A 26683-nucleotide genomic window follows, 5' to 3' on the forward strand; every position below is an offset into this window, starting at 1 on the left:
GAGAAACAACGTACGGAGCTTGGTTAGCTTGCGTCCAGATGTTCGAGAATTTACTTCCATCGGTATCCAATCCCCCATACGGTTTCTACTGGAGCGACCTCTATTCGTGTCAGCTTGGCACGGATATTTTTAATATGCTCCACAATGGTAGCGGCATCACTCTCGCCGTTATAGCCAAAGACAGCTTCGTAGATCTGTTCCTTGGAGAAAACTTGTCCTCGGTTCAACGCCAGAAATTCACAAATCGCATACTCACTTTTGGTGAAAGGAATGATCGTATCCCGTACCGTAATTTCTTTGCCGGATAGGTTGAAATTCACCTCGCCAATACAGAGTACATTACGTTTCTCGCGATTTTCCCGACGAAGATGAGCATGAATTCGCGCTCGTAATTCTCCTGCGCCGAACGGCTTAATGATATAGTCATCCGCACCTTCACCGAGCCCTGCCATCACATCATTTTCCATGGATTTGGCGGTCAGGAACAGAATGGGGCAATCTACCTTACTGCGAATCATGCGGCAAAGGGTAAACCCATCCAGCTCTGGCATCATCACGTCCAACAGGATGAGGTCATAAGCACCCAATTGAAGATTCGGCACCTCAGTAGAATTTGTGTAGGTTGTCACGACATGTCCGTCCTTTTGCAATATATTGCGAAGCAACGCGACAACAGCAGGCTCATCATCGACAGCCAGTATATTCGCCATGACACTCACTTCCTTTACATATGTTCTATTCTAACGATTTTCGTCCTTCCCATCGCTTGAACCAACCTCCTAATAATATCATGATTGCTGCAGTCCCACCTATACAACACAGGATTCCCGGCTGAATAAGCAGCTCGGACGGATACGGTACTCCCCCTGAGAGCTCAATCTGCATCCAGCTCATGATGAATCTCGCAGCCCATGCGCTCGGAATGTAAATCCAGTTCTGATCGCCGAGCCCTGTCAATAATAGAGCAGCTACTAGGCTTTCTATAATCCCCAGACCAATGGAGGCGCCTTTGCCAAATCTTAAGCTGATGTAGACATGCAGAGCATAGAGAAAGACACTGCTTCCAAATAGGATACAAGCAGCCTTCACATAAAAAGCAAGCTTGTAGGGAGATTGATCCAACCCATAAAGAAAGCCTGCTCCAAATCCAACCACAGCCAACAACGCACTGCCAAATCCTAAGACGAGAAGCAGCGTCAGCTTGCTGGAAATGGGGATAAGTCGGCTCGGCTGGGCCAGCATCTGCTGGTAATTCCCGGCTGATGCTTCTTGATCAGCTGCGATGGCGCAGGCAATACCGATCATCGTTGGAAAGGCGATGGCAATAACCTGCAAATATCCGCTCACCTTGGAAACAGGTGTATACGGGGTATAGGCGAAGTAGGCTAGAAATATGCCCAGCCCTGCAAGTGGAACAAGCAGGTGAATAAGCAGCAGCGGCTGCCTTCTAAGCTTCATCAGGTCTGACTTTAAGCTGTGATAGTAAGCAACCATATTATTTCGCCTCCCGGTTGCGGAAAGGCAGCATCGTTAGCGCGGATAGCAGGATAAATAGAGCAAGCGTGATTAGCACACCTGGAACAATGAGCCCTTTATCCAAAAGCGCATCGTTAACTGGCACCGGCAAACCGTTAGGGAGTACCCCTATGACGGCGCACATAAGACGAGCAGGAATGGCATAAGGTACTGCCCACCAAAGCGATGTTTCGCTAAATAAAATCATGCAGGCGACATTCCCTAACACATTTATAATGAGCGCCGCGAACATGCCGATCCGATCTACAAGAAACAGACAAAGCGGAATCTGCCATAGAAAAGTCAGAAACAGCAGCAGGCTGGCAGTGGCGCTTTCTTGTAAATTTATATTGCCAGGAAAAACAAAGCCGCTTAGGGTAATGCCCGTAAACAGTACGATGGTCGAGGCTAAAAGCATCAATGAGCCAGCACCGATCTTACCAAGCCAGACCCGCCCTAGATGAATGGGAAGACCGAGTAAGGCACGGTATTTTAGCTTTCTCCCGTCCTTTTGAACCAGTCCAACACACATCAACGTGAGCGCCCCGGGCAGAAGCATTGCATACCACCAGTTATAGCTGGCGATTTGCAGGAATGGTCCTCTCATCAACGCCGTGCATAGCAGCAAGGTTAGAAGAGGAGCCAGCCAGATCAACTTATTCGCAAAGGTTCGTTTGACTTTTAAGATTTCAGCACGAATGTACGCTTGCATCCTAGTTCTCTCCCTTCCGATACGCTCGAGCAGTCTGCATAAATAAGGTTTCAAGACTCTCTCCTGGCGTGATCGCATCTTGGTAGGCGAGAACGCCCCCCGCTATAATGCCAATGTGATCTGCTATTTGTTCTACCTCAGACAAAATATGGCTGGACAATATAACGGTAATCCCTTGCTCTGGAAAGGAACGAATCAGCTCCCTCTGCTCTTGAATACCGATCGGATCGAGGCCGTTGGTTGGCTCGTCAAGAATGAGCAGCTTCGGATTATGGAGAAGGGCAATCGCGATGCCAAGCCGCTGCTTCATTCCCATGGAAAATTGGCCGGAAAACTTCTTTCCTGTATTCGTCAAATCGACCAGCTGCAGCACCTCGTCAATACGAGCTTCTGGCAGCCCGAGCAGCGTCGCCCGTACCTTCAGGTTTTCCCTTGCCGTCAGGTTTTCGTACAGAGGCGGTGACTCAATCAAAGCGCCAATATGGACTAGGTCCTTGCGCGTCCAAGGCTTGCCTTGAAATAGAATTTCGCCGGAGGTAGGCCGCAGCATGCCAGTGAGCATTTTGAGCGTTGTCGATTTCCCTGCTCCGTTCGGACCGAGCAGCCCATAGACAGAGTGCTCTTGAATAGATAAGGAAACGTTGCTTACCGCCTGCTGGCCTTTAAAACTTTTACTTAGATCTCGTGTCTGTAAAATAATGTTTTCCATCGATACCTTCATCCTTTACTTTCGTTGTTGTGCTTATCTTAAAGGCGAATTCTAAGAAATTTATAAGGATTACCGAGCCGCCGATGATTTTCTAGTAATTCATAGACACGTCGTTAATAAAAAGCACCGGATACGATCTGGAATCCGGTGTATACGGTGCTGTATACTTTTACTAGCGCAATCAAATTCTATGGGTGTAGCGTGATTGGTTACTTGCGAGAGGCGTTACTAGAGTCATTAAAAGAGAACCGATAGTATTTACAATCGATTTTGTAGTTACTTAAGCAACCATAATATAAAGTGTATTTATAAACTTTCGCCCTCACTTGTGATACGGTTCAGCTTAAAGGGGCTAACGGCGAAAAATGTTAAAAAGCTGCCGCGGCGTATAGTTAAGGGTCTTTCAATATCCGATTCTGTTCCATAAATCTACACAGAAAGCCGCCGAAGTAATCGGCGGCCTTATTATTGATGATTCAACTATCGTGTCCCGATAGCTCAACGATTTATCAGATTTTACGCCAAAAGTGTTTGATTTGGATTGGTGCCTTTTAAATACAATCAGCGACAGCCATGGACGAGAAAATCAGTCCTAGACTGCCGCTGTTTTATTAAAACTCTTAATTCCAGGGAATGGTATGAACAAATAGTAAATCAATGATGCCCACTAAAATAAAAACCATGAAGGTTATCCTTGGAATGACATGCCACATGGCGGATCGCCACTGATTCTTAGACATATCGAAACCGGCTCGAAGTCGGCTAGCAATCATAAAGTAACTCGGTTTGCGAGTATTGTAGACGATTTCTACAGTACCTTTTTTCTTAAGACCAAAAGGAGTCCACAAATGAATATTCGTGTACTCTTGATTATTTAACATGAAACTACAATAAACCAGGGTTACCTTCCCTCTAATACCAAAATCATGATCATACCTATCTTCAGTTCGCTTACCGATGCTCGCTCTGCGGAACTCCCCATATCTTAATAGAGCCAGACGTTTCTTCGCCCGATATCCCGTCCATAGTACGAATATACTTACAATTAACAATGTGTTTCGAAGTGAATCATCAGCATCTGGTTGTTTGAGATCGTAGAGAGTTGCTAGGAGTAAGAAAAGCCACACTAATAACCAAAATGAACAAGATACCCCGACTACTGCTGACCAATGTAGATTTCTTTTAACCGTTGTCATAATCTTCCCCCTATTATATGAAAGACTGCTTTATTGTTATTACTTAGGTACCCTACAGAACGGGTTGTCCATGGATGGCGCGAGAAAGTGAAGAAAGAACGGGGGATCCTTGTTTGATTAGCGTGGAAACAACGCTGCGCAATCTGGCGAAGATCATTGCACCTGCTTCCGTTCGAAATGCACCTGAGATCTTCTGCTTCACCTTGACCATCCGCAAGTCCCGTTCGGCTTGATTGTTGTCAAATGGAATGTGGGGACGCCAAAGAAACGAGAGTATGGCCTCTTTGTGAAGCAACATTCGCGATCCCAGGTTGCATGAACGCGGCTCTCTAATTGCTCAATGCGTTCGGCCTGTTTTTCGATCGTATTCAGAAGCGTTTGGACAAATGCTGCGATCTCTTGATCACCTTTACAAATCGTCAATACTTGATCCGGTGTGAGATTCATTTCATCCCGCCTCCTCGTTCGATCATTCGCTGCTTTACCATTCGACAAGGGAGAACGGAAATCCTTTCCTCCAAATTGGAGGACCTAAGTAGTAACAGATAATTAAACAGACTGCCGATCAAGAGGTCTTTATTGTCGCGAATTCAAGTATATTCTTGTCGCTACACGCACACAACAACAATGGGCCTCCGTCCTTTGCTTAGTTGCACTATACTGCCCTTCAGCTCAATGAGTGGTTGAAATTTGAACCGGGATTGACGCTTACTAATATTCAAGATGTGGTAAAATATAGATAAAAATCCTGGATGTGAAGGTATTTATGGCTAACCTCGAGACATTGCCGCTGTTCTCCACCACGGACACGGGCGGGCGGATAACAGTACTCCGGCCGGGACGTCGCGTCGGACGCACGGCTCCGGTGCTACCATGGCTGCTCGCAGCCGCTGCGCTGTGGGCGCTGACTGGCTCCGTGCCGTTCGGCGTCCTTCTCGGCTTGGCTCCGACACCGGCGATTAGCATTTTCCTCGGTCACCCGGTCACGGTGGGCTTCGCCGTGGTGCTGCTGTTCGTCGCGATCGGCGCGACTGGCGGCGTGTACTCGCAAGGGGTCGAGCAGTTCGGACAGATCAGGGTCGCCGGCCTGTTCATGATGCTCGCGATCGCGGGAGGAATCGCCGCAGGCGCTGGAATCCTCCTACTCTGGACGCTGACAAGTGATCCGACGCGCTCCTTCGATCTCGAGGCCATCGCGACCTCGCAGACGATCCCGCCAGAATTTGGTGCCGTTGTCGGAGCCGGATTCGCCCTCTGGGCCGCCATCGTGCTCCTGCTGTTGCCAGGATCGGTCGCACTTGCCCGGCGGCGTCAGCTGGACATCGAGCGCCTCCGCGCGGAAGGCTCGGCATTCACCGGTAAGCTGACCGCCGTGAACTTTACGAACAGCTGGCTCTTCAATTACCCGTTATTCACGGTCGAGGTAGGTTACATCGGCGACGGTGTTCCTCGTGTCGTCTCGGCCCACATGCGCACCAGCGCCGAACGCGTCCCCGTCGTCGGCTCGCGCATGCTGGTGCTGACCGACGATCGCGGCACCACCCATGTGGAGCTGGACCCGTCCAATGAAGCAACATTCGAGCCGGACGTGAACAAGTACGCCGCATTGGACGGCTGACATAAGCTTTTTGAATGATAAAGGAAGCACCCTAGGTACGGCAGAACTCGAGACACAGGCTGTAGGGTCAGGGGTTCATCTGATTGATGATGCCAATCCTAATGTGTATATGTACGAAACGATTTGTACAGTAGGTAATGCTCACTACTTTTATTACGCTAACTGGGAACGTTAGTTGAACAACAATGCATGCTGCCACACAATTAGTGGCAGCATGCATTGTTATATTCGACAATTAGGGAGACTCTACATGTTCTTATGTATACTTGAATTAGAACGTTTATTTGAAAAATTGGAAATCATATAGCTTTAAACGCCATGCTAGCAGTTGTTACTTTTGATCTTAAAAACTACACTACATTTTAGACTGACCCCTTTCACCTGCGGCAGCCCTAAACGAGAAAATAAAGTTTAGACTGCCGCTTCTTTGTTTAACTATTGATCTTCGTTTATTTGAAAAAATGACAATTTTATCTAGTATTTCCTGATGATATCATTCTTTCTCATTCAAATGATAGATTAGTTGCACAACGCCAGAGGAGAATGTTCTTGTATTAACCAATTTTAAATTCACCCTCTGTTTTATATCTATAAACAGAGGTTTTCCTTCTCCCAAAATTACAGGGTGCACAGATAATCTAAACTCATCAACAAGCCCTAAATCCATAAAAGTTGTAATGAGACTTGCTCCGCCATATAGCCACATGTCTTTACCAGGCTTATTCTTTAATTTATTTACTTCTTCAAGAATATTATCATTTATGAATATTGCTTTATTATCAGTCCCTTTTTTTGTCCTGGAAAACACATATTTTTCTTTACTATGATATAATCCCCACATTTCTTTTTCAGTATCAGTAAGTTCAGTTTCTGGAGTAAATTCTCCCCATAAATCATAGCTTTTTCTTCCATACAAAATAGTATCAATTTGATTTAAGAAATCAATAAACCCCATGTCAGAGTCCGTGATGCACCAATCAACTTCCCCATTTTTCCCTTCAATAAAGCCATCTAAAGTAACTGCTAAATCTAAAAGTATTCTTCGTTTCATAATTTGTTACTCCTTTCGTTGATCTACCACCCACACATTATAGACCTTTAAAATGTCACCTTGTGTCATATATAAAATGGTATCTTTTTAACTATCCTCCCTCTATGAAGAATCGTTTTCCTCTTAAATACGCTTGCTTTCTTAGATTTTGAACGTTTTACTTTGGATCGGCTACACTTAGTTGGACAACAAAAATAAGGGCTTGTAGAACAGACCTATCATGCAAAGGAGCGGATCTCTACAATGCCAAAACAACAACGACGTACCTTTACTCCAGAATTTAAACAACAAATGGTGCGGCTCTATGAAAATGGAAAGTCCAGAGCAGCCATCGTGGAGGAGTATGATCTTACAGCCTCTGCTTTGGATCGCTGGATTAAGCAGGCCCAAACGACAGGTTCGTTCTCCGAGAAAGAAAATCGCTCTCCGGAAGAGGACGAGCTTATCGCCTTACGGAAAGAGAACCAGCGTCTCAAAATGGAGAATGACAAATGGTAGCGCTGGCTGCTATACGCATTACGGGCTGGAGGAAATCAAGATGCGTGAAGCTGCACGGGAACGAGCCATCACATCGGCAATTCTACAGTTCATCCCGGGGGAGCAACATGATGCTGTGATCGCGCTTATGGAAACGGTAACTCGTGAGTATTACGAATCCATCGACTTGGGTGAAGCCTATGCGCAGCAGTTGGCGAGGGAAGCGATGGAGGATCATGTGTAACGTAAAGGAGAACGCCTGTGATGGACGTTCTCTTTTGTTGGCTTGTTGGAGCATATGGTGGGGACTATGTGTGGGGCTGTATATTATTTTTGGGGTCTGTAAAATGAAACGTGGAACCTTTGAAATGGATTCAAATGGGACATACTAGTTCCATCAAACATTCGATTTCGGAGGGAAAACGTATGACAGAGAAATTTTGGAGCAAGCAAGCGATTCAGGAGTTAGTTAATGAGCATAAATTTCAGTCCGTAGAACAGATTCAAGCGACAATGAAAGAGATGTTCAAGGACGTGCTAGAGGCCACATTGAAAGCAGAGCTCGACACCCAGCTCAATTATGCTCCGTATGATCACAATAAAGAGACGAAGAACAGCCGAAACGGATATGGGAAGAAAACCGTCCATACCGAATATGGCGATTTGGAAATCAAGGTGCCGCGTGACCGCTTGGGTGAATTTGAGCCGGCGGTCATTAAGAAAAACCAGACGAACGTTACCGGCATTGAAGATCAGATTACTTCCTTGTATGCCAAAGGCGTCAGCACGCGGGATATTCAGGATCACCTACAAGGTCTGTATGGGATTGAGGTGTCTCCGACTTTAATATCCAATGTTACGAATAAAATTATGCCCGTTATTAAAGAATGGCATAACCGTCCGCTGCATCCGACCTATGCTGTGGTGTTTCTGGATGCCATTCACTTCAAAGTTAAGCAGGATGGAGCCATTGTCAACAAAGCAGCCTACATGGTCATTGGAGTCGATCTGGACGGTAACAAGGATGTGCTGGGCATCTGGATTGGCGAAAACGAGTCGGCCAAGTTCTGGATGAGCGTGCTGAACGACCTGAAGAATCGCGGTGTACAGGACATTCTGCTTGTTTGTGTGGACAATTTGACCGGCTTCAGCCAAGCGATTTCCGCTTGCTATCCGAGAACCAATATTCAGAAATGCATCGTTCACCAGATCCGGAATTCGGTCCGTTACGTGTCGTACAAGGATCTCAAGCGAGTTACTGCTGACTTGAAACCCATTTACAAAGCGGCAACCGAAGAGGCCGCCTTACTAGAGCTGGATCGGTTTGAAGAGACCTGGGGCCAGAAATATCCCTTGATCGTGAAGTCTTGGCGTCAGAACTGGGACGAACTGTCTACCTTTTTCATGTACCCGGCTGAGCTGCGGAAGCTGATCTATACAACCAACATGATCGAGGGGTACCACCGTCAATTGCGCAAGGTGACAAAAGGAAAGAGTATCTTTCCGACCGACGAGGCGCTGCTGAAAATGTTGTACTTGGCCACAATGGACGTGGTGCGCAAATGGACCGGGCGCGTACAGAATTGGGGACAGATTCTGCTGCAATTAACCGTATGCAATCCAGACCGCGTACAAGTACGCTAAAGCGGCTTGAGGTGGAGGAGGCGGGTCTGGTAGGCTGATGCCCGGCGCGAGCAAGGCTTTAAAGACCATTTCGCCCATCGCGCGTGAACCGGACCCGCCAGAGGCTCCAGGTCAAGCCGCGGCTTGGTAGTTGCGAGGTTCTGGTTTCAAAGGTTACACATTTTACTTGACAGTCTCTATTTTTGATAAAACCGGTTATAAATTCTCGATCTGTTTTCCAATTCAACTTTTTCGTTATGGGACCCGAATCTTTCAAATAGCTCACCATCATACCATACTGGCTCATTGAAACTTGTTTTAAATATAATTACTTCTTTTCCATAATATTTCCTCGAGCCCATGTTAGACAACATCATTTGCAGAAAACTAGTCGGCTGAACCGGTGCAGATTTTAGTGATTCTTTGATTTTGTGCAAATATTTGTCCAATCCACCAGCAAGTCTGTTTGCTTCAGCCTCAACTCCAGTTATATGGAAGTCTTGCTTACTCACATAATTTAATCCATACTTTCTTTTATGTAATTCCGCATCCTCTTTTTTATCGGCAATGCCTATTAATAAGTAACCAATTTGATTAGGACCAGAATTATTAATTGCTGAAAGGGTTTTAGCTATTTTTAGAATAAGATCGTGATTATAGCTTTCATCATTGATATTGAACACACCTATTTTAAAATCATATAAACTCTGTTCCGTCAAAGACTGCATTAAAATATTGGAAATTTGTTCAGACCAATCATCATAAGCGGGATCTACGATCTCATTCTCAGCAAAGTGATTTTGGATTCTGCCGATTATAGCTCTAACAGTCTTGTCTTGGAACCTCCATCCAGATAAGTTGTGAATAGTATTGCTGGTAAGTAAATCATCACCCATACCCGTTAGTTCATTGATAAGCCCTGCTTCATTAACGACCTTCTTAGATTGTTTAACTATCAAGTTATAGAAGGCCATAAAGACCGCCTGAAATGCCCTAACATGATCGAAACTTGAGCTGTTTTTATAAATTAACTCTCTAAATTTTTTGTTGCTTTTCACCATTAAATCATCGATAGTTGAGTAGACACTTAGAAAATTTCTCTCCACCACCTGTCCAGATATTCTATCAATTGCATCCTCAATCTTTGACTTACCTAGTGGAGTAGGAGCAAGCGGGTTAGAAGTAAACCCATATAAAGAATCCAGTACATGGCTGTTATAGTTGTCTTTTTTATCGAGAATCATATTAGAAATGATGTGTCCAATAAGTTCCTCATCTATGGATTCACGAATTTGATTAAAAGTTAAAATATTATTTCTTACCCAGAAGGTATCATATACATTTATCCCATAGTATTCTAATCTTTTATTTGTCAGGCTGATTTTAGACATATCATTCAATATTAAGCTATCTCTTGATATATCACCTCGAATATACGCAGATAATTTTCTCACTAAATCTGGGAATTTACCGGTTGCGCCAGCCTGTCTAAGTTCTTGACTGGATAGGTGTCGACCATTTGAGTTTATCCTACGAAAGGTTTCCTCAATTTCACCCATTTCTAAAGCACTTGCTTTTGATACCGGGATTAAATAGTTTACTATTCTTCTACAAGTTTTTTCGTCAAGCTTAGGTTCTCGTTGAGTAATCTTCCCTTCTTTTAGCAGCGCAAGCGTGTCTGCCATAATCGATAAATCAAAAAAGCCATCCTTCAGACTGTATTTCTGTTCAATAAATGAAAAGATTGCATCTAATCTTTGCATACCGTCAATAACTTCCAATTTTGTTTCTCCAGAAAATTGCACCTCAGCGACCAAAAATAGAGGAATTGGTAGCCCCTTTATTAGAGTATCGATAAAATTCCTTTTTTCTTCAATCGTCCATGCTAACTTGCGTTGATACTTTCTATTTACTAAAAATCTTTTTGTAAGATATTCTGAGTAGTAAGTTTGAATATGTACTCCTTGGATAGATAGATCGCGCAATTCTGAGATAATTGGCATTTAGTTGCCTCCCACTATAAAATAATGTTCTCGCCTGTTTTCTCACTCATTCGCAGAATTTCAACTTTATCAACTTGACGCAGCAGTCGAGGTGGGGGCGTTTGGGTCCGAAACGTGAGCGTGAACAGAGCTATGGATCGTTCGTGTTCCAAAACTGCGAGATGATGGCTATATTCGCACAGTATATCTCCACTTGTTCCCTTGGGGATTAACCTCCGATGTCACGCCAGGTCGTTACCTCTCAGGGGGTGGATGCCCATTCTTGCTCCTTTGTAGGGTCGTTACCCTTACGGACTGTCAGACTTCAGCTTCTCCGGTGCTTTCGTTATCACGTGTTGTTTCTTGGAATGGTTGTCAGGCGTTTGCTGCTTTAAGCCTAAGCGGCCAGTTCTCGGATCTGAGTCTGTCGTACTGCCCCAAGCACTTCTGCTACGTCCAATGGATCGGTCCAACCAGTTGCGGATGCGTCCCTTCACTTGAATTAGACTCGCCGACACCTTCTCCCGCAGATTCATCAGGATGCGCAGGTCTGCATAGGCTTCGTCGGCAGCTTCGGCTCGGTATTTCTGCCGTTGCGAATCAAGTCGGCGATGACCTTCGCGTCCTTGTAGTCGCTCTTCGACAGCGAATTGCCTTCGAGTCTTTCGTCTTGTTCACATGATGGGGATTGACGACAACGACGGTGATGCCTTGCTCTTTCAAGAAGGCGGCCAGTGGAAACCAGTAGTGTTCGGCAGGCTCAATGCCAACACAGAGGGTTTCATCTAACCTCGATACATGAACCTCGTGAAAACAGCATTATAACCCCAGTATCCGAAAGCAATTACCATTCCTATCATACCACATACGTGGAAAATAGTGGACAATTATACGGTAGAAAAGTACTAAGAAACCTCTGGTTCCAATGGTCCCAGAGGCACGTTAACCCACATTATTATTTCCTTAACAACTCATTTTTTCGCCGTCACTTATGGTACAATTCCCCCGATTAATCTAATCGCCCGCTTCACTTGCTCCAGCAAAGCACGTGTATGAGTTGGTGTGTAAAGGCGAACACATCCGCACCTCCTAACCGCATCGCGCCGAAAAGAAGCTTGTCCATTTCTTGCGTGACCGTATCGCTCGATGATAATACGATACTCTATGAAGTTCATAAAGCCCAACCAAGATGATTATCCTTTATTTCAATGACTCTTCCGTTCTCCTTCACTATTTTATTATCTTTATCAACAACAATAACTCCATAAGTTTTCTTGGCATGACAATTTGGACAAAGAACCCATAGATTATCTATTGTTTCTCCACCTCCTTTTGCTTTATCGACAATATGGTCTACATGGATAATCCAAGACTTTTCACCCTTTTTACTCCAATATTCTTGATAAAAACCGCATACTTGACATGTATGTTGCTCTAATTTTGCGATCCTCTCTTTTTGTGCTTTACTTTCTTTCCGAATCTTACTTCGTTTTTCACTTTCAATATATTGTTCGGCATAGTCATTAAATTTTTCAGCTTCTTTTTTCAGTTGGTCCATGGATTTAGAATTTAATTCTTTAACAATTATTTCCTCACTAAATATCAAGTATTGATTGACTATGAATTTATCCACCGAGTTATAGAGTAAAACTTCTTCATCATATTTAATTCTTAAATGGTAATGCTTAATACCACCACTACTACTCTTTGATGAATCAGCATTCTCCATGTACTTGTGTACTATACTGACTGGTATTTTTAGTATACCTTCATATCCCAAGATTAAGCACAAATGAGAAATCCCTTCTGATTGATATTTTTCTAATGTACTTGGTGTTATACCATACCAATACCCCACTCCATCTTTATAAAGATGTGAGAATTTCATTGAAACTAATTCATTTGTTTTTAATGTGTAGTAACTTATAGAGTTATTTTTATATGTATTTTTATAATCTAAAAGTTCAGCAGCAGTCTTGTCACTTATTCCTCTTCTATTTTCTTCCATGGATTAAACCTCCAGTTAAATTTCACCCAACGTTATCAGCGTTTACAACATCCAATGGACTAAAATGTGTTCTCCGATTCCACTTCCTAACAAAAAACTACGAACAACAACACTAGGGAGAACGCCATAGTGGCCGTTCTCCCTGCGTTTATTCCGTAAGAACAAGTATTGAGCAGATGGAACAAGTAGTAAGTACTTGCGAGTTAAGCCCAAAAATGATGAACAATTTAATTCGTGATTAAACTGTTTTCAAAAATTACTTTATCAAAAGATTCGACTACTGTTTTCTTATTATGAAATAAATACTCTTTCTCTTTTCTAGAGTTTCTGGCCGAGTACTGAAGACTGTATAATTTTGTGGGACAATCATCGTAAAGTTCTAAGATTGCGTCTTCACAATCATATGTAGTAATCCAATGATAGTCATTTAAGTCTAGTATACTTTTAGCCAATTCTTGATGATCGTTATGGTTAAAAAAATTTGTGTAAAGGTTTTTCCCTTGTTTATAATATGGTGGATCGAAAAATATAAATGTTTTATTTTCATCCATATTCTCTTTAATCACTTCTTCAATGAAGTTTACTGCATTTAAATTGAATAAAGCGATAGCTTCTCTTTGTTTCGATATATCTGAAATTTTCTTAATAAGATTTGGTTTATTGAAGCGACAATCAATTTTATAATCACCTGATTGATCATGTCCCCCAATAGGTCCACCTGTAATAATTCCAGAATTGTTTGTACGGTTTAGAAAAAATGTGGAAAAGCCTAACTCTAACAATCTTGTACTATCTTTATTTGAATAAATATCTTTTTGTTTATACCATTCCCTCATATTAATAGGTGTATCTAAAATCAATTCAATAAATTCACCAGTATAATTTAGAATAGAATACCACAAAGCATAAATTGCCATGTCAAAATCATTAATTACAACCTTAGATACTCTTTTTTTGAGTAATAAATCCATTGCTATTCCAGCCCCTCCAGCAAAGGGCTCAATATAGATACCATTAGAAATATTGTTACTAAGTAACAATTGATATATGAAGTCAGACATCTGCGATTTCCCACCAGGGTACCGTAGAGGAGACAAAGTTATTGGCAATATATTCCCCTCCTAAATCTTTCTTAATTCACTTACGGATTACTGTTTAGGTTTTCTATCATATACTTCACTATTATTCTCCATCTTCTTTCAATATCCCATAAGGCATCCGTAGAAGGCAAATTATATTTTCCGTGTGTAACGGAATTCAATTCATCATGATCCTTTTTTGCATGGGCCATATTAATCGTTCTTTGATAATTTTGATTGATACCTTGAAAAGAGCCATTTGTAACACAGTAATTCAATAAATCGGTTATTGATGGATCCTTGGCCGGATTTCTCCATAAGGAAAATAGATTGTTTTTTAATAAAAACTCTTGTAAAGTACATTCCAACAATGTCCGAGTTAGATAAGTCGCACTCAAAGTGTAGGTTGAAACCCTTGTTCTATGTAATTCAAATAATGCTCTTTTTATTCCGGGGTGATTTCCACTATAAATAATCCCCTGAAACAGAAATGAAATATTTTCTGGCTTTTGTTGCTTAATGTTATCTTGAGGATCAGGCTGAGATTGGGTAGTCGTATTGTTTGTTCTTACATCCTCTTCCTGTAGTTCTTCTTCCGAACTGGAATCATTTTTTGTATTTTCGGGACTATTTGGCCCTAGTCCTGATCCTTGTCCTTCTTTCGTTTCATTAGAATCTACAGGTGTTGATTCTTCTTTTGTATCGGGTTCTTTTGCTGCAGCTGTTTCTTCGCTAGCCTCCGAACTTTTAGGCCCTGGATCGACAACTGGTTCATCGATATTTTCTGACGTGGGCACTTCCGAATCCGACGATTGATCAGGATAGCTGTTTTTCCATTCATCACTATCAATGAAGTATTTTTTATAAAAATTCTCCCGGTCATCTTTGTAGTAAACATCACTCACTGTAATCTTTTTGCCCTTCAATAATTGTAGGATATATAAAATCTTCTTCTCACTTTCTGCACTATCCAATTTTATTTCTGGTACCTTCTTGTCAATTACAATCCCTAAGTGATTACGTAAATCTGGATCGCCAAATATACGTTCCATCGTTGAAAGAGACCTTTCAACTTTGAGCAAATTATCTAAATAATCAACTAAATATATTTTAAAATCATTATTTGTAAATCTGTTTTGGGCTTTATAGTCCCATTGAAGACGTCCAGCTCCTTTATTCTGACCGATATGCTTGTTTTGTATAGTTCTTTTCATTAGGTCTTCTTCAGCTGGGATGTCATACACAACGCAATCAACGGAAGCTATTGGAGAATAATTATAATCTACTTTGATTTTTTTAATACTTTTGATTAAAAACTCTCTCTTATCTATATCAAGAGGTAAAAAGTCGGGATTATTTAATAGCTTAATACATGTGATACGTCTGTTACCGTCCATAACTAGGTATTTATTCGGAGCTTCATGTTCAACAACTATTATTCTTTCAGAAATTTCAAAACCATACTGTGCAATTGATTTCATTAAGTTAAGTAGTTTCCGATCGCTACCCTTCTTAAACAAGATTTTAACTGCTGCAGCTTCGTTCTCTTGAGGTTCATCCCTAGGATTTTCTTCATTTATAAATAGGTCATTAATTTTAACAACTTTTGGTTTCATGTCGCCTCGCTCCTTCGCTGGTAACTTATCCAAATCCTTCATATTAAAATAATAACACAAAAACATTCGAATAGGTCCAAGTCCCTACAGCAATCGACATAAAAGCAAAAGATTTTTGACTAATTTGTAGATTTTATTCGTTCTACACCCCTATTTTTCTCCGTCACTTATGATAAGGTTCCCCCCGAATAATCCTAAACACCCGATAAACCTGCTCCACCAGTACCAGCCTTAGCAGCTGATGCGGATAAGTAATCCGCCCGAAGGACAGCTTCATATCCGCGCGGCGCAAGACTTCCTCCGAAAGCCCTAAGCTGCCGCCGATAACAAAAGCGAGCTGGCTTCGCCCATAGGTCCCTAGCTCCTCCACATGCTTAGCCAGCCGCTCGGAGGTCCACATCTCTCCTTCTATCGCCATGGCGATGACATAGGTATCCTGTTTGATATGGCTGAGAATACGCTCGCCTTCCTTGGCCTTTACCTGCAGCTCCTCCATAGCGCTCAGCTGCTCCGGAGCCTTTTCATCGGCAACCTCCACCAAGGATAGCTTGGCATAAGGACCCAGCCGCTTCAAATATTCCGCTATGCCCTGGATCAAGTATTTTTCCTTCAGCTTCCCCACCGAAATTATTTGTATATGCAAGACGGTTCCCCCTGTCTATTCTCTTAATCGTGCCGCGCCATGCCAATTCGACCTGCCCATATTCGGTTAAATAACAATAACAGCCGCAACTATTCTTAGTCTGCTTGCGTTTATTACACCAAAGCACCATCAACTCAAAGGAGGAATCGAAATGTCCGTAATCCCCGCAGCAAAAAGCCGCACTTGGGCGTGGTGGACAGTAGCAATGATAGCGGCCACAACCGGAGCCATCTGGCTGATTCGATTCGGGCTACTCGGGCAGGAGTGGCGGGCGGACTTTGCCTTCCGTTACTTTCTGCTGGCGGCGGCAATCGGGCTGCTTACTGGAATCAGCGGCTGGTTCGGAGCCCGTTGGGTATGGGGCAGTACAACCGTTGGGACGATCGCCGGTCTGATCCTCATGGCCGCATATACCGGTAATATGGACGGTTGGCAGGACCTGGTTAGCCTCCTGATGTTTTTCATGGCAGCTGGCGCCGGCCTGGTCATCGGCGTACTGGCTGAGCTTATCGCTTTCGGACTCCGGGTTAGAAGAACGAAGCAATAACGATCAAAGCGGCACACCAGCATTTCACCGAACTTGAACTTTCCAACTCCCTGAGCCCCCCAAATAGATCAAAAAAAGAAGGCCGTCGCCGACCCTCTCTCCCCTGCTGCCTATTAAACGACCAGATACCGGCCCGCTTCCTTGCACCGTTCGCAATGATCAGGAGGCGTCCACTCGGTAAAGGTGACCTGTTCCAGATCCACAATATCCGGCGCATCCTCGTATTCGTCGACGAACATATCAATGGCTAATTCCAAGTGCTCTTTGCAAACCACGTGCATAAACGAAACCCCTTTTTCTCTTCCCAATTCAATTCATTCGCTGAGTCTGCAAGCCATACATGCCACGCCTGATCCTATACGAATCTCGACCAAGCACGCGCGCTTGCCCAGCTCATCCCATAGCCCGGCACTTGCCAAGCCGTTCCTTTAGTTTACCCTAATCGGCCGTATCCCACAACCGCCGAAAGCCGCAATTCTCTCCCCAGTACGGCCGTACGATGATGCGCTCGCAGCCCGAAGAGCGGGACAATGTCTATACGCCGCCCCGCTCCCATATCTGACCCACGATCCTGACCGCGCCGCGGCATCAGCGATCCTTCAATTCCTCCAGCGTCACATTCACCGTTTGCTTCTTGCCGGCCCGATAATACGTGACGGCCAGCTTATCGCCAATCTTCTTGGCGCTATAAATATATTTGCGCAGCGACAAGGTGCTGTCCACCGGCTTGCCGTCCAGCTCCACGATGACGTCGCTTCCCTTGAGCCCCGCATTTTGGGCCGGTCCAGTCGCTTCGATGACAAGGATGCCCTGCTTCACATCCTTGGGCAGCTTGAGATCCTCGATGTTCTTGAAGGCTTGCAGATTCTGCGTGACAACGCCGATATAGGGACGCTTAACCTTCTGGTCCCTGATCAGCGATTCGATAATCGATTTGGCCTGATTGATCGGGATGGCGAAGCCTAAGCCCTCCACACCCGACCCGGCGACCTTGAGCGTGTTGATCCCGACTACCTTCCCGTCCAGATTGACGAGTGCGCCGCCGCTGTTGCCGTGGTTAATGGCGGCATCCGTCTGGATGACCTCCATCTCCCAATCGAGCTCGCCTTCGCGGCCGAGTGAAACGGGGATTGTCTGCTTGGGCCAGCTGATGATGCCTTTCGTGACGGTCGGAGCGAAGCCTACGCCGAGCGGGTTGCCGACGGCAATGGCCGTCTCGCCCGGCTGCAGCGCATCCGAATCGCCGAATTCGGCGACCTGCTTGATCCCGCTGCCGTCCATCTCCAGCACGGCCAGGTCGGTGATCTGATCGCGTCCGAGCAGCTTGGCTTTACGGCGCTCCCCGGTCAATGTGATCACATCCAGTTGATTGAAGCCTTCGACCACATGGTTGTTGGTCACGATTCTTACCTGATCGCCGGCCCGGGAGAAAATAACGCCGGAACCCAGCCCCATCGCTCCCTGTCCGGACGGAGACGATTTCTCACCCTCCAGCCCGCTGCCCAAAATGCTGACGACAGCCGGCCATACTTGAGCCGCTGCGCCGACGACCGTGTCGCTCATCTGCTTCTCGCCTGAACCGGAGGAAGCGCCGCCAGGCAGCCCTAGTCCGCCTCCCCCGGTACCGGGTGCCGTAGCCCCTGACGGACGGCCCATAGCGGCTACCGCCTCCTGTTCGGGCACCGGGCCCCCGCCGCTTACACTATACACCGCAATCAGCAGTCCGACCGCGAGAACTCCGCCCACGACCGGGATAGACCAGCGCGGGAGATTCCCCAGACCAAACGGTCCGCGTTTCGGAAGACGCCATGCCTCCCGGGGGGACATTTTCGTTGAATAGAAATCGTCATCAAATAAGCTCACCGCCGCTGCCCCCTTGTACGGCGCCTGTCACCAAGCGACTCGTGCTTGCATTGTCATGGTCGTGCCTTGCATGCCTATCATCCTTATATCATCGCGTCCATACTCACATTCATGTGCTGCCCAGCCTGACGAGGCGGAGCTGCTTGCTCTTTCATTGTAACCGAAACCTAGTACTCTCAGAAACTAAAAATATAAGGAATAGATGACGCCTAACCGGACTAGAATAGAATCATACGCCTCCCCGGCACACACGCGCAAGCAAGCCGGAAGAAAGGATGATCTCTATGTCCAAAAACCGTATTCATTCGCATCTCGACGAAATCGCCTGGATCGGCAAGCTCGCCGACCTTCAGGAGCATCAGTACCGCAGTTCCCTGCTGCTCACGGCTGTGGTGGAGCTGCTGCAGGAGAAGGGCATCCTGTCTCTGCAGGAGATTACGGATAAAGCCTGCCTGCTGGAGCAGCTGGATACCGCCACTGCCGGATTAAACGGCAGCGAAGCGGAGACAGAGACGACATAGCCGGGGCCGGCTGCTTCGATACCGCGCTTATTCCCTCCGAGGTCCACAGCGATCCCGATAAGCGGGCACGACGGGCTTATTCCTCGTCCAGCCGGTCCCAGGCCGTCGCGCGGTCGTGGTACGTATCCATCAGCTTCGCCCGGTGATCATCCGGGGCCAGCCGATCCTCTACTACATTATTCACCGTGAGCTTGGCCAAATCCATCAGATTATGATCCCGGCTCAGATGAGCCAGATACACGCGTTTCGTGCGCTCCGAGACGACGTCCAGCATCGCTTCGCCTGCCGCTTCGTTGGATAAATGGCCGACGTCGCTCAAGATGCGTCGCTTGATATTCCAGGGATAACGTCCGACCCGCAGCATGTCGATGTCATGATTGGATTCGAGCACGAGCACATCGCTGTCCCGCACCTTCTCCTTAACCTTGGAGCTCATATAGCCGAGATCCGTAGCCACGCTCAGCTTCTGATCCTCATGGTAGAAGCAGTAGCCGACCGGCTCCGCCGCATCGTGAGAGATGCCGTACGATTCGACCTGCAGCGAGCCGAACTCGCGCACCTCGCCGGTCTGCATGACGCACCGGTTGGACTCGGCGATTTCGCCGATATGCCGCTCCAGCGCCTCCCACGTCTTCTCGTTGGCATAGACCGGCAGGTCGTACTTGCGTGCGATAGCCCCGAGCCCTTTAATATGATCGGCATGCTCATGCGTAACCAGGATCGCGTCGATCTCCGACAGCGACATATCCCGCTCCTTCAGCAGCTGCTCGACCTTCTTGGCGCTCAGTCCGGCGTCGATCAACACCTTGCCCTCCTCGGTCGCCACGACCGTCGCATTGCCCGTCGAGCCGCTTCCCAATATGGTGAATTGTATGCCCATAACGTTCTCCTAACCTGTTTAAGCTATTGATTGCTGCTATCCAGTTACCTGTTGGCCATCCTCGCGGCCTTATGCCCATGTGGTTCCGGTTTCCATTCAGCTTCCAAACATATAACGTCCGAACGTCCGAACGCCCGAACGGCTGAACGCTCCGCTCCTCCTACTTAAGGCCGTTTGTTCTGAGGCGCCTCTACCGCTCCATTGATCGCATGAATAAAGTACGGGTCTCCGCCGCTCAGCGAGACGCGCCACGAAGGCACCATGTACATCGTCTGCGAATTGTACACTTGTCCGTGATAGCCCAGACGCACCCCGGTGATCACCGAGCCCGGAGGCAAATAGTTCTCGATCAGACTCGCCAGCACCACATACGGCGAAATGACCGTCTGCTCTTTCTGCATATCTTCGGACTGCACCTCTACATACCCTTGCTTGTACGACGTGACGACGCCGTCCTTCTCCAGCAGCTCCAGCTGCACCTCGAACATCGGCAGCGTGCCGTAGAGCTGGTGGAACACATACGCGCCCGTCCGGCTGGCCACCGGGTCGAATTGGTACGATTCCGTGTAAGGGATGCCTGTCTTCGCCAGCATATCCTTGAACGTGCCCTTGTTGATCAGCGGGTCAAACTTGAACGGCGACGTCAGCATCATCGCCTTGTCCGGGTTCGAGCGCTCGTCGAACTTTACGACGATCTCCTTCAGCTTCGGCGTCTCCTTCGGGATATCCGAAGGAAGCTGGATATTGTTCAGCTTCATCAGCCGCTGCAGCTCCTCTTGAGCCTGAGCTTCGGGATTCGTGCCGAAGTCGTTCAACAGATCGGACCGGCTCGAGCCCAGCTGGACAGCCAGAATGATATTCAGCAGCAGAAAAGATAGTATCAAAATCGTCTTGGCCCGGCCCCAATCCATCCGCCTTCCTCCTCCCGTGCGCGTAGAGCTTTAGCCCAAAAATTCGTATTCGCCGTTATACAGCTCCACGGCCCACATCGGCACCAGATCGAAGGCTTTCTCCGTGATGACCGGACGGTACGCGGGAAACAGCGAGACGATCTGCGATCTCTTCGGGTATTGCTCCAGCAGCGCGTCAAGCGCCTCGCCGCCGGCCAGCGACGCATCCCGGCGCACCAGATCGCGGGACTCCAGCGACACCGTGGACCGTTCGTAGCCCGAGACAATATCCTTCTGAAGCGTCACCTTCATGAAGCCTATATTTTCATTCCGCGGGTTAATGATCGGGAAGGAACCGTAATATTGCCGGAATACATACGCCTGGCTGCCCGGCAGGAACCTCTCCGGCACTCTTTGGACCCCATACGTGCCATTCCAGCCTCCGTGCTGATTAATAAACTGCACAGCCGTCAGCAGCCCGCCCACATAGTCGATCCGGTTGTCCGTCGCCGGGGCGACCGGGTCCGAATAAGTCATCCAGTGCTGATCGTTCTTCAGCTGCAGCCCCCGCTTGGAGTCCGTGTAAATTTCCGAGCCGTCGCGCTCCATCAGATTCCGCGTCAGAGCCGGATCGACGAAGAAGGTCCGCTTTAGCTGATCGGCCGTCAGCTGCGAATATCCCATCGTAAAGGCATTCATCGGGAAAGGCTTGGTCGGGATATACATATCCGTCTGGAATAGCTTGTACGGAATATACGCGCCAACCGCACCGACGAACCGTTCTTCGATATCCTTGGTCGTGTAGTCCGCCTTGGTCACCTCATAGACGACGTTCGCCGTGTCGGTGAACAGGATCGTCCGCACCTCATTATCCGTCTGGGCGAAGATCCAGATGCGCGTGATCACCTCATTGTCGATCGGGATATCGCCCTTGAGCTGGATCATCCGCTGCAGCACGCCGAGCGGCAGCCCGTCCCGGAAGCGGACCTCCAGTCCCGGCCGCTTGGTTCGGACTTCCTCCCAATTGATGCCGAGCATCGTGGCCGGGCTTTTGCGCAGCCCCTCCATATTGCGCTGCTTGACCGTATTCATGATCTCCGTGTATTGACGGTCGAGCGGATACAGCACCGTATGCTGCTGATTGCCCAGATGCACGATCAGCTGATCGGGAAACAGCATATCGTCCAGCGAAGCCTGAGAGCCCAGCATCTCGGTTTTCACATACTCCGCCTCCATGACCGGCTGCTCCGGCTGCGGGTAGCTGTACGACAGCAGGTAGCTTTGGAACAGACTGACCAGCACGAGCAGCGTCAGTGCGACCGTCTTCAGCTTCTCCATCATAGGACAGCCTCCTCCTGGTGGTAAGGGAGCGTAAACGTAACCTTCGTTCCAAGGCCGTACTCCGAATCCAATTGGATCGTGCCGCCATGCGCTTTTACTATTTCCCGGGCAATCGACAGACCGAGTCCGGTACCGCCCATCGACCGCGAGCGCGCTTTGTCTACCCGGTAGAATCGCTCGAAGATGCGGGATAGATCCTTGCGCGGAATCCCGATCCCGTCATCCTTGACCGATACCTCCAGCCTGCCCGCATCCGGACAGCTGGCGTGAATCGAAATATGTCCGCCCTCGGGCGTATACTTGATCGCGTTGGAGACCAGGTTGTCCAGCACCTGATCGATCCGGTCCCGGTCGAGCAGAATGCTCCGCACGCCGGGCTCCACGTCCACGTTGATGGCAATGCTGCGCTGCTCCAGCTGGAACGAGAAGCGGTCCGCCACCTCCTCCAGCATCTCCGTGACATCGGTCTTCTCCTTGGCGATCGTTACCCGCCGGGAGTCGAGCCGGGAGAGCTGCAGCAGGTCGTTGACCAGACGGATCATCCGCTCCGTTTCGTTGTGGGCGACGCCTACAAACTTGCCGGCCAGCTGCGGGTCCTCCAGCGCTCCGTCCTCCAGCGCCTCCAGGTAGCTCTTGATCGTCGTCAGCGGCGTTCGCAGCTCATGAGACACATTGGCCACAAACTCCCTCCGCGACTGCTCCAGCTTCTCCTGGCCCGTCACATCCTGAAGCACCGCGATCGTACCCGCCGCTCCCCGGCCCTTGCTCTGGATCGCCGTATAAGTAACCCGGATGAAGAGAGGGTCCTCCTCCTCATGGAAAAACTGCAGCAGAGCCGTATGGTCCTCGCTGGCCTCCAGCTGACGGACGATGTCCGGCGTAATCCCGAGCAGCTCCGCAAGCGGCATGCCGAGCGTCGTATCCTCATTGACCTTCAGCAGCTGCTTAGCCCGTCTGTTGATGACCATCACTCGTCCGTTGTCGTCCGATGCGATCAGCCCGTCATTCATATTCGCGAGGATCGAAGCGAGTCTCTCCTTCTCCTCCTCGTTGAGCGTAAGCGCCTCATGCAGCCGCTCCATCATGAAATTGAACGTCTGCCCGAGCTGGCCGAGCTCGTCCTGGCCCATGATCCGCACCTTCTCGTCGAACCGTCCCTCGGCGACGGCTCCCGCCTGCTTGGTGAGCGCCTTGATCGGATTCGTGATCGTCGCCGAGAGCATAACGCCGAGCACCGCCGTCATGGCGAGCGCGATCAATGTGCCCGTAATGAAAAACCGGTTGATCCGGTTCATCGTGTTGTAGACCTCTTCCATCGAAGAGACCATGTAGACGGCGCCGATATATTTCGTCCCGGACCCGATGGGCTTGGCGATAACCAGCTTTCGCACGCCGCTCGTATCGGTGAAAGTGCGCTGGTTTTCCTTGATGCCCTGCAGGGCGCGGGTCACTTCCGTCTGCGTATTTTTGCTGCCGATCACCGACTTGTTCGACTCCAGCGAGGTGGTCACGACAAGACCGTTGGCGTCGATGACCTGAATTTCCGCCTGTACGCTGGCGAACAGGCTGTTGACGACCTGGTTCAAGTCCGCATAGGACCGCTTCGGCTCCCGCTCGCCTCCGCCGCCTTTAGCCGCCTCCTGGCTTTGATTCTCATTCAGATACGTTTCGGCGTACTGGGCAAGCAGCATCGCCTGGCTATTCATATTGTCGATATAATCCTTCTTCAGCGACGCCTCCAGCGTCTGGGTGAAATAGACCGCGATCAGCTGCATCGCAATCATAATCATCAGCAGGTAGATGATAATCAGCTTGGCCTGGATCGACTGAAAAAAACGGATGCGCTTCATCGTCCGCAGCACCGCCCGTTCACGTTAGTACCCGCCCGCGCCGTTCTTCGCGTTCCTCATCATATAACCCAGTCCCCGGCGGGTGATAATATATTCGGGACGGCTCGGGTCGTCCTCCAGCTTCTCCCGCAGCCGGCGGATCGTCACATCCACAGTCCGCACATCGCCGAAATATTCGAAGCCCCATACCGCCTGCAGCAGATGCTCCCGCGTCATCACCTTGCCGCTGTTGCGGGCCAGATACTGCACCAGCTCGAATTCGCGATGCGTCAGGTCGAGCGGCGCCCCGTCCTTGTATACCACGTACATATCCATATCGATGAACAAGCTTTGGATGCGCAGTCCCTGGCGCGACGTCTCTGCCGCCGCATCCGCCCCTACGCCGGCCGGCGAAGCCGACTTCTGCTGCCTGCGCAGATGAGCCTTCACCCGGGCCAGCAGCTCGCGCGTGCCGAACGGCTTGGTCACATAATCGTCGGCTCCGAGCTCAAGGCCGAGCACCTTATCAATCTCGTTATCCTTGGCCGTCAGCATGATGATCGGCGTATTCAGCTTGGCCCGGACCTCGCGGCATACATCCATCCCGTCCTTAACGGGAAGCATCAGATCGAGCAAGATCAGATCGGGGCTCTCCGAGTAGGCCAGCTCCACAGCCGTTCCGCCATCATAAGCGAGGATGACCTCATGTCCCTCTTTCTCCAGATTAAATTTCAATATATCGGCAATCGGTTGTTCATCGTCGACCACTAATATTTTGGCCATGACACGCCTCACCCGCCCGTCTCCTGCAATGTTTGGAAATCTAGGTTCATTCTATTTATTTTACCATATCTGCAAGTAAAAAGAGACATGGAAAGGCCGCATTTCCTGCGACTTCCATGCCCCCGATATATTTACCGCCCATCGTTTAAACGCTCTAGTTAACGGTTAAGAAACTTTAGAGGATTTTGCGGAGAATCATTGCTTCTGATCTCGAAGTGCAGATGCACGCCGGTCGAATCCCCTGTACTGCCCATAATGCCGATCTTCTCGCCCTTCTCTACGATCGAGTCCTTGGTCGTCAAAATCTTGCTCATATGCCCGTACAGAGTCGTATAGCCATTCAGATGATCGATAATCACATAATTGCCGTAATCGCTCTTCGTACCCGCTGCGATAACCTTGCCGTTGTCGGCTGCCAAAATATTTTTGTTGCCTGTTATGTCGATGCCTTTATGGAAAGCTCCCCACCGGGTGCCGAATGTGCTGGAGATCGAAGCGGACACCACAGGCCAGGCGAACTTGCCTGTCCCCTCTCCCTTGACGACCTTCGTCCCGCGCTTGATGACGGCCTTCACCGGCTCATTCACGATACTTTCGCTAAGCACCGTTTCTTCTTCCAGCTTGCCGTTGACCTTGGTCAATTGGAAGGTGACCGTCTTCAGCCCGTTCTGACCGGCCTTGATCGTCTCGGTCACGCCGAGCCGCATCGTATCGTCCTGTACATATTCCGTATCATATTGAATCTCCTGATTCTCAACGACCTTCTCTACCGTGCGTACGGACAGCTGCGGCTGCAGCACCGTCAGATCCAGCTGCTGCCCGACCTTGATCATGTCATTGGTCACCGACGGGTTGTTTTCATAAATGACCTGCTTGGGAATATCGAGCTTCTTGGCGATGCAGGATACACAGTCGCCTTCCTCTACCGTATATTTCGTCGGAGCGATACTGCCTGTCTCCAGCTTCTTCTGGAGCTCGTCCGGCGTCATCAGATCCTCTTCCTGGATCCGGATTTCCTTCATCTCTACCTGTTGAACAAAATCCGCCTTGAGCAGCTCCGTGGATACCGGCGCCTGGGCAGCCGAGGCAGACAATATTCCGACCTTGCCCGATTCCTTCTTCTTGTCGAGCGAAGCGACGGCGTTCGCCTTCATCTGCTCCAGCATCTGTTGGACCGAACTTTCATCCTTAAGCACGCCCATCGGCTTGCCGTCCACCATCAGCTGTACGCCAACAGGATACGAGCTGAAATAGCCGCCCAGCCGCTTTAGGACAGCTTCGTCATCCGTTTGCTCATTGAAAGCCCTTTCATGCTTTAATTCAATCCTGGGCTCGACCACGACCATTCTGACATCTGATGTCACCTGGGACAATTCGCTGCGCTTGTCCTGCTTGAATTGCTCGATCTTGGCCGGATCGGACACAATTCCGATCTCTTCGCCGCTTACGATCACCTGGTAGTAGTCTACCATGCTTGCCTGCACATAATGATGGCCGCTCCACACTACAGCGATCATCAATCCGAAGGCGGCTGCAGATTTTCCGAACAACCATTTATGTTGACGGATGCGCTCTCCGATCGTCGCGTTACCGTATTGTTCCTTGTGTTCATCGGATCCTGTCCTGAAGTTTTCAGTCAAGCTGTCTGACCGATCTTCTGTCCCTTTGGCGCGAAGCTTGTCCAGAAGGCTCTTGAACCGATCCTTTCCCTTGTTGAATACCGTCATTTTTTTCTCCTTTTAAGCCGTTTTTTGCCGCATTCGACCTGACGACACTTGCCACTAGCACGCTGACGCTACC

The 26683-nt window shown here is 48.2% G+C and carries 25 protein-coding genes and 2 pseudogenes; 6 read left to right on the forward strand and 21 right to left on the reverse strand.

Annotation, left to right across the window (positions count from 1 at the left end; translation table 11 throughout):
• Positions 1 to 50 precede the first annotated feature (50 nt).
• From BLR08_RS20185 to BLR08_RS20210, 6 genes are all read right to left on the reverse strand, one after another.
• A complete protein-coding gene (locus tag BLR08_RS20185) occupies positions 51 to 710 on the reverse strand; it encodes a response regulator transcription factor (RefSeq protein WP_072334106.1) in 660 nt (219 codons plus the stop codon).
• A 25-nt stretch (positions 711 to 735) separates the two neighbouring features.
• The gene (locus BLR08_RS20190) at positions 736 to 1494 is read right to left on the reverse strand and encodes a lantibiotic immunity ABC transporter MutG family permease subunit (protein WP_072334102.1); all 759 of its coding nucleotides are present in this window, start codon (positions 1492 to 1494) and stop codon (positions 736 to 738) included.
• A 1-nt stretch (position 1495) separates the two neighbouring features.
• A complete protein-coding gene (locus BLR08_RS20195) occupies positions 1496 to 2227 on the reverse strand; it encodes a lantibiotic immunity ABC transporter MutE/EpiE family permease subunit (protein WP_072334099.1) in 732 nt (243 codons plus the stop codon).
• 1 nt (position 2228) lies between these two features.
• Complete coding sequence (locus tag BLR08_RS20200) at positions 2229 to 2936, reverse strand: lantibiotic protection ABC transporter ATP-binding protein (protein WP_072334096.1); 708 nt, start codon at positions 2934 to 2936, stop codon at positions 2229 to 2231.
• Positions 2937 to 3556: 620 nt separating this feature from the next.
• Positions 3557 to 4132 carry a hypothetical protein gene (locus BLR08_RS20205; RefSeq protein WP_072334093.1) on the reverse strand — a complete coding sequence of 192 codons (576 nt, stop codon included), beginning with the start codon at positions 4130 to 4132 and terminating at the stop codon, positions 3557 to 3559.
• 52 nt (positions 4133 to 4184) lie between these two features.
• On the reverse strand, positions 4185 to 4430 hold the full coding sequence (locus BLR08_RS20210; RefSeq protein WP_072334090.1) for an IS66 family transposase: 246 nt from the start codon (positions 4428 to 4430) through the stop codon (positions 4185 to 4187).
• Between the two features lie 468 nt (positions 4431 to 4898).
• On the opposite strand from BLR08_RS20210, the gene BLR08_RS20215 reads away from it, so the two are divergent.
• Positions 4899 to 5750, forward strand: coding sequence for a hypothetical protein (locus tag BLR08_RS20215; RefSeq protein ID WP_072334087.1), 852 nt, complete (start codon positions 4899 to 4901; stop codon positions 5748 to 5750).
• Positions 5751 to 6243: 493 nt separating this feature from the next.
• Here BLR08_RS20215 and BLR08_RS20220 read toward each other — a convergent pair whose 3' ends face one another.
• Entirely contained in the window at positions 6244 to 6801 is a 558-nt protein-coding gene (locus BLR08_RS20220; RefSeq protein ID WP_072334084.1) for a dihydrofolate reductase family protein, read from the reverse strand.
• Between the two features lie 243 nt (positions 6802 to 7044).
• On the opposite strand from BLR08_RS20220, the pseudogene BLR08_RS20225 reads away from it, so the two are divergent.
• From BLR08_RS20225 to BLR08_RS20235, 3 genes and pseudogenes are all read left to right on the forward strand, one after another.
• Positions 7045 to 7290: pseudogene (locus tag BLR08_RS20225) on the forward strand (transposase); the annotation flags it as partial.
• A gap of 49 nt (positions 7291 to 7339) precedes the next feature.
• A complete protein-coding gene (locus BLR08_RS20230) occupies positions 7340 to 7522 on the forward strand; it encodes a hypothetical protein (protein WP_072334078.1) in 183 nt (60 codons plus the stop codon).
• 182 nt (positions 7523 to 7704) lie between these two features.
• A complete protein-coding gene (locus BLR08_RS20235; protein ID WP_072334075.1) occupies positions 7705 to 8922 on the forward strand; it encodes an IS256 family transposase in 1218 nt (405 codons plus the stop codon).
• A gap of 176 nt (positions 8923 to 9098) precedes the next feature.
• Here the strand turns inward: BLR08_RS20235 and BLR08_RS20240 are convergent, their stop codons facing one another.
• From BLR08_RS20240 to rlmH, 6 genes and pseudogenes are all read right to left on the reverse strand, one after another.
• Positions 9099 to 10904 carry a GmrSD restriction endonuclease domain-containing protein gene (locus BLR08_RS20240; RefSeq protein WP_072334071.1) on the reverse strand — a complete coding sequence of 602 codons (1806 nt, stop codon included), beginning with the start codon at positions 10902 to 10904 and terminating at the stop codon, positions 9099 to 9101.
• 443 nt (positions 10905 to 11347) lie between these two features.
• Positions 11348 to 11651 (reverse strand): annotated as a pseudogene (locus BLR08_RS32155) (transposase); the annotation flags it as partial.
• A gap of 403 nt (positions 11652 to 12054) precedes the next feature.
• Complete coding sequence (locus tag BLR08_RS32025; RefSeq protein WP_072334068.1) at positions 12055 to 12891, reverse strand: HNH endonuclease; 837 nt, start codon at positions 12889 to 12891, stop codon at positions 12055 to 12057.
• A gap of 227 nt (positions 12892 to 13118) precedes the next feature.
• Complete coding sequence (locus BLR08_RS20255; RefSeq protein WP_072334065.1) at positions 13119 to 14000, reverse strand: DNA adenine methylase; 882 nt, start codon at positions 13998 to 14000, stop codon at positions 13119 to 13121.
• A 32-nt stretch (positions 14001 to 14032) separates the two neighbouring features.
• Positions 14033 to 15586: a hypothetical protein gene (locus BLR08_RS20260; protein WP_072334062.1), complete on the reverse strand. Its 1554-nt coding sequence runs from the start codon at positions 15584 to 15586 to the stop codon at positions 14033 to 14035.
• A gap of 163 nt (positions 15587 to 15749) precedes the next feature.
• Positions 15750 to 16229 (reverse strand): 23S rRNA (pseudouridine(1915)-N(3))-methyltransferase RlmH, encoded by a 480-nt coding sequence (rlmH, locus tag BLR08_RS20265; RefSeq protein WP_072334059.1) that lies wholly within the window; start codon positions 16227 to 16229, stop codon positions 15750 to 15752.
• A 151-nt stretch (positions 16230 to 16380) separates the two neighbouring features.
• Here rlmH and BLR08_RS20270 point away from each other — a divergent pair, with 151 nt between their 5' ends.
• Positions 16381 to 16776 (forward strand): hypothetical protein, encoded by a 396-nt coding sequence (locus BLR08_RS20270; RefSeq protein WP_072334057.1) that lies wholly within the window; start codon positions 16381 to 16383, stop codon positions 16774 to 16776.
• Between the two features lie 113 nt (positions 16777 to 16889).
• Here the strand turns inward: BLR08_RS20270 and BLR08_RS20275 are convergent, their stop codons facing one another.
• Both BLR08_RS20275 and BLR08_RS20280 read right to left on the reverse strand, forming a co-directional pair.
• On the reverse strand, positions 16890 to 17057 hold the full coding sequence (locus BLR08_RS20275; RefSeq protein WP_072334054.1) for a CxxH/CxxC protein: 168 nt from the start codon (positions 17055 to 17057) through the stop codon (positions 16890 to 16892).
• 307 nt (positions 17058 to 17364) lie between these two features.
• Positions 17365 to 18639 (reverse strand): S1C family serine protease, encoded by a 1275-nt coding sequence (locus BLR08_RS20280; RefSeq protein WP_072334052.1) that lies wholly within the window; start codon positions 18637 to 18639, stop codon positions 17365 to 17367.
• A 284-nt stretch (positions 18640 to 18923) separates the two neighbouring features.
• On the opposite strand from BLR08_RS20280, the gene BLR08_RS20285 reads away from it, so the two are divergent.
• Positions 18924 to 19160: a hypothetical protein gene (locus tag BLR08_RS20285; RefSeq protein WP_083537371.1), complete on the forward strand. Its 237-nt coding sequence runs from the start codon at positions 18924 to 18926 to the stop codon at positions 19158 to 19160.
• A gap of 76 nt (positions 19161 to 19236) precedes the next feature.
• On the opposite strand, the gene BLR08_RS20290 is transcribed toward BLR08_RS20285, so the two are convergent.
• The 6 genes from BLR08_RS20290 to BLR08_RS20315 all read right to left on the reverse strand — a co-directional run bounded on the left by BLR08_RS20290 (position 19237) and on the right by BLR08_RS20315 (position 26610).
• Positions 19237 to 20040: an MBL fold metallo-hydrolase gene (locus BLR08_RS20290; protein WP_072334048.1), complete on the reverse strand. Its 804-nt coding sequence runs from the start codon at positions 20038 to 20040 to the stop codon at positions 19237 to 19239.
• A 164-nt stretch (positions 20041 to 20204) separates the two neighbouring features.
• Positions 20205 to 20951, reverse strand: coding sequence for a two-component system regulatory protein YycI (yycI, locus tag BLR08_RS20295; RefSeq protein ID WP_072334046.1), 747 nt, complete (start codon positions 20949 to 20951; stop codon positions 20205 to 20207).
• A gap of 30 nt (positions 20952 to 20981) precedes the next feature.
• Positions 20982 to 22271 carry a YycH family regulatory protein gene (locus BLR08_RS20300; protein WP_072334044.1) on the reverse strand — a complete coding sequence of 430 codons (1290 nt, stop codon included), beginning with the start codon at positions 22269 to 22271 and terminating at the stop codon, positions 20982 to 20984.
• Positions 22268 to 24121, reverse strand: coding sequence for a cell wall metabolism sensor histidine kinase WalK (walK, locus tag BLR08_RS20305; protein ID WP_072334042.1), 1854 nt, complete (start codon positions 24119 to 24121; stop codon positions 22268 to 22270). Before walK ends, BLR08_RS20300 begins: the two co-directional genes overlap by 4 nt.
• Before the next feature lie 24 nt (positions 24122 to 24145).
• Positions 24146 to 24883, reverse strand: coding sequence for a response regulator YycF (gene yycF, locus BLR08_RS20310; RefSeq protein ID WP_072334039.1), 738 nt, complete (start codon positions 24881 to 24883; stop codon positions 24146 to 24148).
• 158 nt (positions 24884 to 25041) lie between these two features.
• Positions 25042 to 26610: a peptidoglycan DD-metalloendopeptidase family protein gene (locus BLR08_RS20315; RefSeq protein WP_072334036.1), complete on the reverse strand. Its 1569-nt coding sequence runs from the start codon at positions 26608 to 26610 to the stop codon at positions 25042 to 25044.
• Positions 26611 to 26683: the final 73 nt, after the last annotated feature.

Source organism: Paenibacillus sp. cl123 (assembly GCF_900101595.1).
Classification (GTDB): Bacteria; Bacillota; Bacilli; order Paenibacillales; family NBRC-103111; genus Paenibacillus_G.

Coding starts and splice junctions, on each gene's coding strand:
- BLR08_RS20185 (WP_072334106.1), bottom strand. CDS start 710: ATGGCGAATATACTGGCTGTCGATGATGAGCCTGCTGTTGTCGCGTTG.
- BLR08_RS20190 (WP_072334102.1), bottom strand. CDS start 1,494: ATGGTTGCTTACTATCACAGCTTAAAGTCAGACCTGATGAAGCTTAGA.
- BLR08_RS20195 (WP_072334099.1), bottom strand. CDS start 2,227: ATGCAAGCGTACATTCGTGCTGAAATCTTAAAAGTCAAACGAACCTTT.
- BLR08_RS20200 (WP_072334096.1), bottom strand. CDS start 2,936: ATGGAAAACATTATTTTACAGACACGAGATCTAAGTAAAAGTTTTAAA.
- BLR08_RS20205 (WP_072334093.1), bottom strand. CDS start 4,132: ATGACAACGGTTAAAAGAAATCTACATTGGTCAGCAGTAGTCGGGGTA.
- BLR08_RS20210 (WP_072334090.1), bottom strand. CDS start 4,430: ATGTTGCTTCACAAAGAGGCCATACTCTCGTTTCTTTGGCGTCCCCAC.
- BLR08_RS20215 (WP_072334087.1), top strand. CDS start 4,899: ATGGCTAACCTCGAGACATTGCCGCTGTTCTCCACCACGGACACGGGC.
- BLR08_RS20220 (WP_072334084.1), bottom strand. CDS start 6,801: ATGAAACGAAGAATACTTTTAGATTTAGCAGTTACTTTAGATGGCTTT.
- BLR08_RS20230 (WP_072334078.1), top strand. CDS start 7,340: ATGCGTGAAGCTGCACGGGAACGAGCCATCACATCGGCAATTCTACAG.
- BLR08_RS20235 (WP_072334075.1), top strand. CDS start 7,705: ATGACAGAGAAATTTTGGAGCAAGCAAGCGATTCAGGAGTTAGTTAAT.
- BLR08_RS20240 (WP_072334071.1), bottom strand. CDS start 10,904: ATGCCAATTATCTCAGAATTGCGCGATCTATCTATCCAAGGAGTACAT.
- BLR08_RS32025 (WP_072334068.1), bottom strand. CDS start 12,891: ATGGAAGAAAATAGAAGAGGAATAAGTGACAAGACTGCTGCTGAACTT.
- BLR08_RS20260 (WP_072334062.1), bottom strand. CDS start 15,586: ATGAAACCAAAAGTTGTTAAAATTAATGACCTATTTATAAATGAAGAA.
- BLR08_RS20270 (WP_072334057.1), top strand. CDS start 16,381: ATGTCCGTAATCCCCGCAGCAAAAAGCCGCACTTGGGCGTGGTGGACA.
- BLR08_RS20275 (WP_072334054.1), bottom strand. CDS start 17,057: ATGCACGTGGTTTGCAAAGAGCACTTGGAATTAGCCATTGATATGTTC.
- BLR08_RS20285 (WP_083537371.1), top strand. CDS start 18,924: ATGTCCAAAAACCGTATTCATTCGCATCTCGACGAAATCGCCTGGATC.
- BLR08_RS20290 (WP_072334048.1), bottom strand. CDS start 20,040: ATGGGCATACAATTCACCATATTGGGAAGCGGCTCGACGGGCAATGCG.
- yycI (WP_072334046.1), bottom strand. CDS start 20,951: ATGGATTGGGGCCGGGCCAAGACGATTTTGATACTATCTTTTCTGCTG.
- BLR08_RS20300 (WP_072334044.1), bottom strand. CDS start 22,271: ATGATGGAGAAGCTGAAGACGGTCGCACTGACGCTGCTCGTGCTGGTC.
- walK (WP_072334042.1), bottom strand. CDS start 24,121: ATGAAGCGCATCCGTTTTTTTCAGTCGATCCAGGCCAAGCTGATTATC.
- yycF (WP_072334039.1), bottom strand. CDS start 24,883: ATGGCCAAAATATTAGTGGTCGACGATGAACAACCGATTGCCGATATA.
- BLR08_RS20315 (WP_072334036.1), bottom strand. CDS start 26,610: ATGACGGTATTCAACAAGGGAAAGGATCGGTTCAAGAGCCTTCTGGAC.